The sequence below is a fragment of the Hymenobacter ruricola genome, assembly GCF_015694525.1.
Classification (GTDB): domain Bacteria; phylum Bacteroidota; class Bacteroidia; order Cytophagales; family Hymenobacteraceae; genus Hymenobacter; species Hymenobacter ruricola.
The window spans coordinates 126,727-138,774 of the sequence record NZ_JADQDM010000011.1; the positions used below are offsets into that span (position 1 = coordinate 126,727).

Below are 12,048 nucleotides of genomic sequence, written 5' to 3' on the forward strand. Positions count from 1 at the left end.
AAGGTCCTTCGCAAGCTCAGGATGACAGCCGTAAACCCGCCCGCCCCATGACCAACGCCCTGCCGCCCCTGCGCACCATCGCCGTCGACGACGAGCCCCTCGCCCTCGGCCTGGTGGTTTCCTTCATTCAGAAAACGCCGTTTCTGGAACTGGTGGGCAAGTTTGGCAGTGCCGTGGAGGCCCTCAAGTACCTGCACGAACACCCCGGCACGGTCGATTTGGCCTTTCTTGACATTCAGATGCAGGAGCTGAATGGGCTGGAACTGGCCCGGGTGCTGGGGCCCACCGGCCCGCGCGTCATCTTCACCACCGCTTTCAGCCAATACGCGCTGGAAGGCTACCGCGTCGATGCCCTCGACTACCTCGTCAAGCCCTTCAACTACGAAGAGTTTCTGCGGGCCGCCGGCAAGGCCCGCGCCTACGCCGAGCTCACCTCCCAGCACGCCAGCGCCCCCGCCGCCACCGGCCCCGAGGAGGAAGAGTACCTGTTCCTGAAAGCCGAATACCAGCTGGTGCGCGTGGCCCTGAGCGACATTCTCTACGTGGAAGGCCTCAAGGACTACGTGAAAGTGCACCTCAAAAGCACGCCCCGCGCCCTGCTTTCCCTCATGAGCCTCAAGGCCATGGAGGAAAAACTGCCCGCCCGCCGCTTCATGCGCATCCACCGCTCGTTCATTGTGGCGCTCGATAAGATTGAAGCCGTGCGCCGCCTCACCGTCCAGATTGGCGCCATCACCATCCCGGTGGGCGACCAGTACAAGGAAACGTTTCTGCAGTTCCTCAGCCGCTGGACCTGAGGCCGGCGGTGGTTTAGATAAGATGAACGTCATGCAGAGCGCAGCGAAGCATCTTGCCTGCCGCCACTAATCCTTTTTTGAATTGCGTTGCGCGGGTTTTGAATTGCGTTGCGCGGGCAAGATGCTTCGCTGCGCTCTGCATGACGTTCTTTTTTTTCGCTGCCTGCCGCCCTCGCCCTCCCGCTTTCTACCGCGCCGCCTCACACCTCTCTGTCTTTCTGAGCTATGACACCACACTTCATCACTGGGAGCTCCGCTCTCGGCCGGGACGCGCGTGCCCCGGAATCCCGCCCGCAGCTGGCCGTGCTCTGCCTCTCCGGCAGCCTGGGCGGCCTGGAGCTCAACAGCCTGAAGTTTGCCGGCTGGATGCAGGAGCGCGGCTGGCGCGTCACCTTCCTGGCGCCGCCGGCCACGCCGCTGGCTCACTGGGCCGAAGAATGGTTTGTGCCCCTCGAAACCCTGCGCGTGGGCCGCGGCCTGGCCATGCCCCGCGCCGCCTGGGAGCTAAAAATCCAGCTCGAACGCCTGCGGGTGGAAATACTGATAGTTACGCAGAACAAGGACCTGGCCCTGGCCACGCTGGTCAAAACCCTGATGGGCGGGCGCCTGCGCGTCATTTACCAGCAGCACATGCAGCTGGGCCGGCCCAAGCGCAGCCTGGTGCACACCCTGCGCTTCGGCCAGCTCGATGCCTGGCTGACGCCGCTGCCCGGCCTGGCCCGCGAGGTGGCGCGCCACACCCGCTTTGAGGCGCGCAAGCTGCACGTGGTGCCGCTGGGCTTGCCGCTGGAGCAGTTTGCCCCGCACACCCGCACCGCCGCCGAAGCCCGCCACGAGCTGGGCCTGCCCTTAGAGGGCCCGCTGCTGGGCATTCTGGGCCGGCTGGATGCCGGGAAAGGGCAGGACTTCGTGATTGAGGCGCTGCACCACTTGCGCACCCAGTTCGGGCGCGCTGCCAGCCTCGTCATCATGGGCGAGCCCACCCGCAACGAGGGCGATGCGTACCTGCGCCAGCTGCGGGCCCAGGTGAAGCAGCTGGGCCTGGAAAACCAGGTTCATTTCCGCGGGTTCCGGGCCAACCCGGCGGTGTTCTACCAGGCCATCGACGTGTTTGTGCTGGCCTCCGAAAACGAAACCTACGGCATGGTGACTCTCGAAGCCATGGCCGCGGGCGTGCCCGTGGTGGTGGCCGCCACCGGCGGCACCGTGGAGCTGGTGCAGCACGGCCACACCGGCCTGCTCTACCTGCACCGCGACGTGGCCGCCTGCGCCCGCTCTATCCGCCGCTGTTTCGATGACCCCGCCGCCACCCGCCAGCGCGTGGCGCGCGCCCAGATGGACCGCTGGCGCTACTCGCACCACCGCCAGTGCGCCCTCACCGAAGACGTCATCCAAGCCGTGAGTGCCGTGGCCGAAACCCCGGCCGGCACCCGCGCCGTGCGGCGGCCCGATGCCCTGGCGTCGGTATTCGCCCGCGTGGCCGTTTCGTAAGGACACGCGAGATAAAACGCCGGCTTTTATCGGTGCACTTGGGTATTTGGCCGATGCGAGGCCTTTTCTGACCAGTGCCGGGGTAATTTTAGTTTCATTAGGCCGTTATCACCGCACGGCCCTCCCCAGCAACACCGCCCCGGATGAACCGCCATTCCGGGCTGCTTTAAGTCCTGTCATTCCTAACCGGAACTGCGTTTTGGCCGTGGCCACCCACCCAGCGGTTTGTCGCCGCTGGCAGCAGCGCCCAAAAATCCGCCCGGAGCCGGAATGGCAGGCACCAGCGGGCCGGGAAACTGGGGTTCTCGTGGGAATAGGAGATAGGCTGTATTAGGCGTGCTGCTAACGCTGTAGTTATCAACGTGTCATATACAGTCAAAGTAGAGGCAGATTTTAGATATTATTAATGAATTCACCTTTTGGGGTGTATTCATTAATAATTTTTTTGGTATTAAATAAAAGATAATAAAGACAAGCGTCAGCCGTTTGTGGGTAAATGAGTGGTAAATTTGCGTGATAAAATTGACCGTTTAGGTAATTATTATCACTTCTCCTCTCAATTAACCATATGAATCAATTATTTACGACCTCCTGCGGCATTGGTCGCCTTCTGCGAAGCTGGACCTTTATTATGCCCCTGTTGCTACTGGCGGGGCTTGGGCATGCCCAAACTAATCATGTAGTTATCAGCGAAGTATTTGGGGGCGGGGGCAACTCCGGCTCGCCTTTCACGAATGACTTTGTGGAACTGTATAACCCGACTGCTGCTCCGGTCGACCTGAGCGGCTTTTCGGTGCAGTACAATGGGGCTACTTCCACTGCTTCCTACCAAGTGGCGCCGCTGGGCACTATCAGCATTGCGCCTAACAGCTTTTTGTTGGTGCAACTGGCCTCGGGGGGTGCCGTAGGCGCTTCACTGCCCGCGCCGGACGTAACCGGCGGCATCGCCATGTCGGCTACCGCGGGCCGGGTGGCCCTGGTCGACAACGCCACGGCGCTCAACGGCCTGGCCAGCGCCTCAGCGGCCGGTATTGTTGACTTTGTGGGGTTTGGCACCTCGGGCACCATCTACGAAGGGGCAGGCCGGGCACCGGCGCCCAGCAACACCACCAGCATCGAGCGCCGGGCCCGCGAGTCTTCGACCAGCGCCGACCTGGCTGCCGGCAACGTGGACGCCGACCAAGGCAACGGCTACGATAGCAACAACAACAACCTGGACTTTGTGACGCGCGGCGCGCCGGGCCCGCAAAACGCGGCCTCGCCCGCCGAGGTGCTTACGCCCATCGTGTACTACAGCACCAAAAACCCCGGCGGCTTTCTCAACAACCCGAATACGTTCAGCTCGACGCTGGACGGCACGGGCCCCGCGCCCGCTAATTTCACAAGCAACTTCCTGACCTTTGTCGTCGTCGGAACCAACCGCACGATTGACGGGCCCTGGACCGTGAGCGGCACCAACGCCAAGGTGCTGGTGCAGTCCAACGCGTCCTTCGTCGTGCCGGCCGCCTTCAACTACACCGGCCCACTGGACCTGAGCAGCAACGCCACACTGGTGCAGCAAAACGCGGAGCCGGCCGCCATCTTTGGCACCCTGGACCCGGCCAGCACCGTAGAATACGCCCAGGCGTCGGCCTTCACGGTGCCCATCGTGGCCGCGCCGGGCTACGGCAACCTCACCCTGAGCACCGCCAGCAAGCAGCTCAGCGGCGGCACCACCGTGGTGCGCGGCAACTTTGTGGTCGACAACCTGAACGGTGCCAACTCGTTTGGCGGCGCGGCAAGTTCGGCCTCCATTCTGAGCCTCGGCGGCAACTTCACGCTCGCGGGCACTGTGAATTTTGGCCCGACGGCCGACAACCTCATCCAGCTCAGCCTCACCAACACCGCCACTGAACAGGTGCTCAACGGCAACGGCAACCTCATCAAACTGTTTAAGCTGACCCTGGTGGCCAACCAGGAAGGCGCGCGGCTGGCCGATGGCACCAGCGACCTGGAATTGGGCAACAGCATTGGGGTGGGCGGCTACGCGCTGACCACGGGCACTGTCCTGGCCGTGGGCAACAACACGCTGAGCTTTGTTGCGGGCGGCCGGGCAGCCATCAGCGGCACCAACGGCGCTCTGGCCGTGGGCCCCACTTCTAACCTGATATTCAGTAAGAATTCCGGGTCCACGCTCGGTACTTTGCGTCTGACCCCGGGCAGTACCCAGCTCAACAACCTCACGGTGGACGCGGCCGGCACGGGCAACACCCTCACCCTGCCCGCCAGCCTGACGGTAAACGGCACCCTGACGGTATCGAGCAGCAGCACGCTCACCATCGGCGCTGCCAATGTGCTCACACTGAATGGCCCCGTGCTGGGCACGGGCATCGTGCGCGGCGCTACCGATGCAGACCTGATTATCGGCGGAAGCGGAGCCTTGAGCGCCATCGTCATCACCAATGGCCTCGGCAGTTTCACTCTGAACCGCGCCGGTGCCGTTCTGCCCCTGGGCGGCAACCTGACGGTGAATAATGCCCTGACCCTCGCCGGCGGCACCCTGGACCTGCTAAACAGAACCCTCACGCTGAACGGCCCCGTAACGGCTTCGGGCGGCTTCCTGAATGGTTCTACGGCGTCCATTCTGACCGTGGCCGGCAGCGGCCCGCTGGGCACGGTGGCCTTCTCGCCCACCGGGGGCTTGCTCAGCCAGCTCAACCTGAACCGCCCCGGCGGCACGCTCACGCTGACTGACAACCCCTTGCAGGTGGCCACCGCCACCCTCACCAGTGGGGTGCTGGGCCTGGGCGCCACGGTGGGCCTGACGGTGACGGGCGTGCTGACGGTAGCGGACCCCACGGTGGCGCGCTTTGCCGTCACGCCTTCGTCCACGCTCGGGTTCACGGGCTCGGGCGCCATTGGGGCGCTGGCCTTCGTGCCCGGCCAGGACGTGCTGCAGGGCCTCACGCTGAGCCGCCTTACGGGCGCCGTGCCCACGGCTCAGCTCACCACCAACCTCACCGTCAACAACCTCACCCTGAGCCGGGGCCGCCTTTTTGTGCAGGCGCCCTACAAGCTCACCATTCTGCCCACGGGCGGCTTCACGGGGGGCAGCATCGACAGCTACGTGAACACCCTGACCCAGGCTTCGGTGACCAACAGCACCACGCCCACGGTGTCGTTGAGCTACCCGCTGGGCGTCGACGGCCAGTTCCGGTCCCTCACGTTCACGGTCACCGACCAGGCCATTGGCACCTCCAGCTACACGGCCCGCCAGGTCGAAGGCCCGTCGCCGGGGCGCACGCTGCCGGCCACGCTGGCCCGCGTGTCCCAGATTCGCTACTTCAACCTGATGCGCGAGCCGGGCGGCACCAGCACCCTGGGCAGCGCCACCATCCGCCTGAGCTACGCGGCCGCCAACGACCTGGTGACGCCGGCCAACGTGAGCTTCCTGCGCGTGGCCATGACCGACCCGGCCGACGACACCAAATGGGCCGACATCGGCAACCCGGGCGGGGGCGGGGGCACCGACATCACCTCGTCCTCGTTCCCGAACGGCCCGCTGGGCGATTTCACGCTGGCCACCAGCAGCACCACGCCCCCTAACACCAACCCGCTGCCCGTCGAGCTGACCCGTTTCGACGCAACCCGGCAGGCCGCCGACGTCCGCCTGACCTGGGCCACGGCCACCGAGCAGAACAGCGCCCGCTTCGACGTGGAGCGCAGCCTCGACGGCAAAACGTTTGGAACGGTGCTGAGCCTGCCGGCTCAGGGCAGCAGCAGCCGCGCCCACGAGTACACCGCCCTCGACGCCAAAGCGCCTGCCGGCCTGCTCTACTACCGCCTGCGCCAGGTAGACTTCGATGGCACCCTGGCCTACTCGCAGGTGGTGACGGTGACCGGCCCGGACGCGGCCGCCGAATGGGCCGTGTACCCCAACCCGACCGCCGAGCGCCTGACTGCGCCGCTGCCCGCCGCCGCGGGCCGCACCTACCGCGTGCTGAACGCGCTGGGGCAGGAGGTGACCCACGGCCCCGCCGACGCCGCCGACCCTACCATTGAGGTGCGGCAACTGCCCGCCGGCACCTACTTCCTGGAGCTGCGCAGCACCGAGGGCCGGCAAACCCGCCGCTTCGCGAAATTCGACTAGCGAAAGCCGCGGCCCTTCCATTACAAAAAAGCCTCCGTCGCCGCGGAGGCTTTTTTGATGGGCTTCATTTTAAATTCATTTTAAAATGGATTATGCCTTTATAGGGTTTCGCTGCTGTGCCGTGCCGGCTGCCTGGTTTGCACTGCGCACGATTTTAACCTTTTCGTAACGCTTCGGATGGGGTTAGTCCTATAAAGTCGCCTTAATTTTACAGACAGTGCGTCCAGCCAAAAGCATTTTTTAGTTTCCTCAAAACCCGCTACTTATGTACCCACCTCGTACTCGTTTTACCTCTCCAGCCAGCCGCGGCGTGGCGCTGCTGATGATGCTACTGTTACCGCTGCTAGGGTGGGGGCAGACGACAATTTTTACGGAGACCTTTGGAACACCTACTGGAAATACGGCAATAGCTACTTACGCCACAGGGACTGCTCCGACAACTTTTTCAACAAAGGGGCTTGGCTACACTTATTCCAATGGCGGGCAAACGGCTTCGCCTGATGTGCGCGTTAGCAGCCCGTCGTCTGGTTACTCCGGAGCTTCGGGCAACGGAAATCTTTTCTTTACCCAAGCCACAAATAATATAGGCTTTGCCATTGGCGGGATAGACGCCAGCGGATACACTGACCTGCAGATTTCGTTTGGAATTCGTCGTGACCAAGTGGCTGCTTATGGCTTGTTGGTAGAGTATTCTACTGATGGCGTGACGTTTACGGGTACAGGTGTTACGGTTAATAATCTGCCACTGAGCACGGCTACCGCTGCATGGGCCGCCACCAAAGCCACTGCAACCTTTCCGGTGGGTGCTCAATCCTCAACACTTACAATCCGTTTTACTAAAACGGGCACAACCGCGGCAGTTAGACTGGACGATATGGTGTTAACCGGAACGCCATCTTCTCCTAGTAATTCCATCAGCACTCCATCTTTTACCCCATCTGCGGTTTGCGCCACCACTGCTACCAGTGTGGCCGTGACGTTCACCGCCTCCGGTACCTACAGCGCCACCAACGCTTTCACGGTGGAGCTCTCGAACGCCAGCGGCACCTTCCTGGCCACGCCGGTTAGCTCGGTTTCGGCCACGAACAACACTACCACTGCGCAGACGCTCACCTTGCCCATTCCGGCCAATACACCCAGCGGCACGGGCTACAAAATCCGGGTACTGGCATCTGACCCCGCCACCACTAGTTCCGGCACTTCGGCCTCGCTGACCATCGTCAGCAACCCCACGGTCGCCATTTCGCCCACCTCGACGGTGCAGCCGGTGGCCGCCACCCAGGGCACGGCCACCAGTTTCACCGGTACTGAGACGCCTGCTGCCACCAGCCGCGAATGGCTCTACGGCACCACTGCGGGCAACTACACCACGGCTACCGGCGTCACCACCACTACGTATTCTTTCAACCCGGCTGCTGCCGGTACCTATTTCGTGGTGCTGCGCTCGGTGTTTGCCGGCTGCGGCGCCGTCACCAGCACCCCCACCGAGGTGACGGTGAGCGCCCCGGCGCCCTCCCTCACGGCCACTCCCGACGCTCGCAACGGCTTCACCTACGTGCTGGGCACGGGGCCTTCCACTGCGCAAAACGTAGTGCTGAGCGGCTCGAACCTGGCCCCCGGCAACCTGACCGTAACCGGTTCGGCCAGCTATGAAGTGTCGACCGATAATGCCAGCTTCGCCAACACCGCTACCGTGCCCAACGCCGCCGGCGGCACTCTGGCCAACAGCCCGACGGTGTACATCCGCCTGAAAGCCGGCCTGCCCGTGGGCAGCTACAACAACGAAACCATTGCCATCGCGGGCGGTGGCACTGCGGCTCCCGCCACCGTGGCGGTGAGCGGCAGCGTAACGCCCTCCACCATCGCCACCGGCACGGTGGCCGGGCCAGTGTGCGTGGGCCTGAGCGGCGCCCCGCTGTCGGTGCCCTTCACCACGGTGGGCACGTTCGACGCCAGCAACGCCTTCAGCGTGGAGCTTTCAACGGCGGCCGGCACCTTCCCGGGCACGGTGCTCGCCACCACGGGCACGGCTTCCCCGCTGTCGGCCACCGTGCCGGCCGGCACGCCCACGGGCACCTACCGGGTGCGGGTGGTGGCCAGTGCCCCCGCCACGGTGGGCACCGACAACGGCACCAACCTCGTTGTTACGAGCTACCTCGCCAACGAAGTGGCCTCGGCCACGGCCACCCCCGGCAATGGCCAGGCCACTTTCGCCTTCACGGCCCCGGCCAGCTGCGCCACCAACGTGGTGGTCACCATCATGGCCGGCACCGCTGCCGGCGGGGCGCCCGTGGCCGGCGGCACCTACGCGCCAGCTGGTTCGGGCTCGGTGGCCTTTGCCACCGGCACCGATTTGGGCGGTGGCCAATACGTGGTGTACAACGGGCCTGCCACGGGCAGCATCACCGTGACCGGGCTCACCAACGGCACGCAGTACACCTTTGCTGCCTTCACCACCAACGGCGGCAGCACCGGCACCACGGGCTACAGCGCCGGCGCGACGCGCGCCGTGCAGCCGGCCCTAGTGGTTGCCCTGGCCGAAGTAATTGTGCCGCAATACATCAGCGGGCGCACGGCTACGGGCACTTCGCACAATACCCGCCTGCCCTACGTGTGGCGCGCCACGGTGAATAATTTGCTGCCCAACGCTACCTATAAGTACTACACCGCCGCCCGGGCCAGCGCCGACCCGGCCAACTACGCCGGCGTTGGCGTCACGCTGGAAGTGCAGGTGGCGGGCGCCTTTCTGCGCAAAGCCACGGCCAGCCTGAACAACGCCAGCTCCACGTTCGTGGCCGATGCCAACGGCAGCTACACCGGTTGGTTCGCCCTCGAGCCCACGGCCGACGACCGGTACAAGGACCAGGCCGTGCTCTACCCGATGGTGGTGCTCAACGCCGGCGACGGCGGCAACACGGCCACGTACTTCCTGCCCACGGCCAGCTCGGTCACGGCCCTGAACCTGAACGGCAGCACGACCGGGGGACGCGGCGTGCGCGGCAACTCCTTCGGCACCCCCAGCAACTTTGTGCTGATTTACGACAACGTGAACGGCACGGGCCGCCCCCTGGCCGGCACCATGCTCGAAGACGATGGCCTGACCACCAGCAGTTCCTACCCGAGCTTCTACGACAACTACGTGGATGCCACCATTGGTGCTTACGGCCTACTCACGGCCAGCAGCAATGCCAACGGCATCCGGCGCGTCGAGCAGCGCACCCTGGCCACGGGCAGCCTGGTGGGGTGCGTGGCCACTTCGGCCACTGGCATCTGGGCCGGGGCGGGCAACACCGCGGGCGCTTCCAGCACGCCCCTCGTCCTGACCTCGGGCGATACGCCTTTTGCCGCGCCCACCCTGACGGCGGTCAGCTCTACTGTCATTGTGCCGGGCCAGACGCTGACGCTGACGGGCACCAACTTCTCGACCAGCCCCAATGCCACGGTTACGTTCAGCCCCGGCGGCACGGTCACCACGGCTACCATCCTGAGCAGCACCAGCCTCACCGTCACGGTGCCGGCCGGTGCCGGCACGGGCACCATTGCGGTGAGCAACAGCTGTGGCGCGAGTGCCACGCTGGCCACCACCGCCCTGCCGCCCCCCGGCCCGGGCGTGCTGCTGATGGAAGACGACTTCGATTATGCGGCCGGCGGCCTGCTGCTGAGCCACGGCTGGACCGGCAGCACCGGCAACAGCACCAGCACCCAGGCCGGCAACGAAACGGCCACCATGTACCCCGTAGGTGCTGCCCTGAGCCTCGTCCCAACCGGTACTTCCTCGCGGGCGCGCCTCGTGAAAAGCGCCGCGCAGGGCAACGTGAGCCGGACCTTTCCTGCGCCTGGCACCATCGGGGCCACCGCCCTGTACGCCGCGGCCGTTGTTAACTTTTCGGCCCTGGAAAACACCGGCGACTATTTCCTGTCCTTCCTCACTAACGGCACCACCAACTACCGCGGCCGGGTGTATGCGGCCAAATACCCCAATTCCAATACGGCCGGGACGTTCGTTTTTGGCCTGGCCCTGTCGGGCGAAGGGCAAACCCGTGCAACGGGAACCTTATTCAACACCAACACGCCCTACGTGCTGGTGCTTAAAACCGAGAACAGCCTTAGCACCAATAACCAGGACGTGGTAAGCCTCTACGTGCTGCCCGCCAACAGCGACCTCAGCCAGGAGCCCACCACCCCCCTGATTCAATTGCCCGGCGGCGGTTCGCTGAGCGTGCTGGGGGCGCTGGTGCTGTTCCAAAATAACAGCAATAACCCGTCGCTGTACATCGACGGAATTCGCGTTGCCACGGGCTGGGGCGCTGCCGTGGGCAACCTCAACTTTACCGCCGCTAATTCCACCGCCACGGCCACCATCGCGGCCGGCAACTATTACAACTTGACGGTGAACAACGGCTCTGCGCTGACGGCAACCGGCGCGGTGAACGTAGAGAACAACCTGACCCTGACCAGCGGCGCGCTCAACACCTCGGCCACCAACCTGCTCACACTCGCTACGGCCGCCACCGTCGCGCCCACGGCGGCGGCTTCCGGCGCCACGGTTGGCTACGTGAATGGCCCGGTTGCCCGCTCGGTGCCCGCGAACCCCGCGAATGCCCAATACCTCTTTCCCGTGGGCAAAGCGGCCAACGGCGTGGCCAACTACCGCCCGCTGTCCCTCCGCGTAGCCACCCAGACCAGCGCCACCACCTACCGCGCCGAGCAGTTTGAAGGCGACCCCGGCCAGCTCGGCACCGTGCCCACGGCCAGCAACGGCACCACCCTGACCCGCGTCAGCCGGGTTCGTTCGTTTACCGTCACGCCCCTCGACGGCAACGGGGCGGTGACGCAGCCCACCGGTTTTCAAGGCCGAATCACGCTGAGCTTTGACACCGACGACCGGGTGACGAACGCCGTTAACCTGACGTTAGCCAAGCGCGCCGACGGCAACCAGCCCTGGGCCAACATCGGCCTCAGCAGCGGTGGCATCAGCGGGACGAGCGGCGGCAATCAGACGGGCTTCGTCACTAGCGACACGTTCAGCAGCTTCTCCGACTTTGCCCTGGCCAGCACCGACGCCAACCTGGCCAACAACCCGCTGCCCGTGCAGCTCAGCCACTTCGGCGCCCAGCGGCAGGCCGACAAAGCCGTGGCCGTGCAGTGGAGCACCGCCAGCGAAAAGAACGCCGAACGGTTTGAAGTGCAGCGCAGCCTCAACGCCCACGATTTCGTGACCGTGGCCACCACCCAGGCCCAGGGCACCAGCAGCAAGGGCACGGCCTACGCCGTGCTCGATAAAACGGCGCCCGCTGCTGTGCTCTATTACCGCCTGCGCCAGGTAGACCGCGACGGCACGGTGGCCTTCTCGCCGGTGGTGTCCATCGCCGGCACCGGCGAAACGGCCAAGGTGCTGCTCTACCCCAACCCCACGAGCAGCAGCCTCAGCTTCATCGCCGAGGCCGCCACGCCCTACCGCGTGCTCAACCAGGTAGGCCAGGTGCTGCTGCAAGGCACCACCGAAGCCGGCACCGCCAAAGTGTCCGTCGAAACGCTGCCCGCCGGCCTGTACCTGCTGGAGCTGCAAACGCCCGCTGGCCGCAGCGTGCAGAAATTTGAGAAGCAGTAAAACAGCTTCGGTTTTGACCA

At 64.7% G+C, this 12,048-nt stretch carries 4 protein-coding genes; all 4 read left to right on the forward strand.

Features of this window, described 5'->3' with window-relative positions; translation table 11 throughout:
- The first annotated feature begins 47 nt into the window (after positions 1 to 47).
- Positions 48 to 797 carry a LytR/AlgR family response regulator transcription factor gene (locus I2H31_RS18385; protein WP_196294520.1) on the forward strand — a complete coding sequence of 250 codons (750 nt, stop codon included), beginning with the start codon at positions 48 to 50 and terminating at the stop codon, positions 795 to 797.
- A gap of 303 nt (positions 798 to 1,100) precedes the next feature.
- Positions 1,101 to 2,288, forward strand: coding sequence for a glycosyltransferase family 4 protein (locus I2H31_RS18390; protein ID WP_196294521.1), 1,188 nt, complete (start codon positions 1,101 to 1,103; stop codon positions 2,286 to 2,288).
- A 631-nt stretch (positions 2,289 to 2,919) separates the two neighbouring features.
- Positions 2,920 to 6,417, forward strand: coding sequence for a lamin tail domain-containing protein (locus I2H31_RS18395; RefSeq protein ID WP_196294522.1), 3,498 nt, complete (start codon positions 2,920 to 2,922; stop codon positions 6,415 to 6,417).
- A 967-nt stretch (positions 6,418 to 7,384) separates the two neighbouring features.
- On the forward strand, positions 7,385 to 12,028 hold the full coding sequence (locus I2H31_RS25680; protein ID WP_196294523.1) for a T9SS type A sorting domain-containing protein: 4,644 nt from the start codon (positions 7,385 to 7,387) through the stop codon (positions 12,026 to 12,028).
- Positions 12,029 to 12,048: the final 20 nt, after the last annotated feature.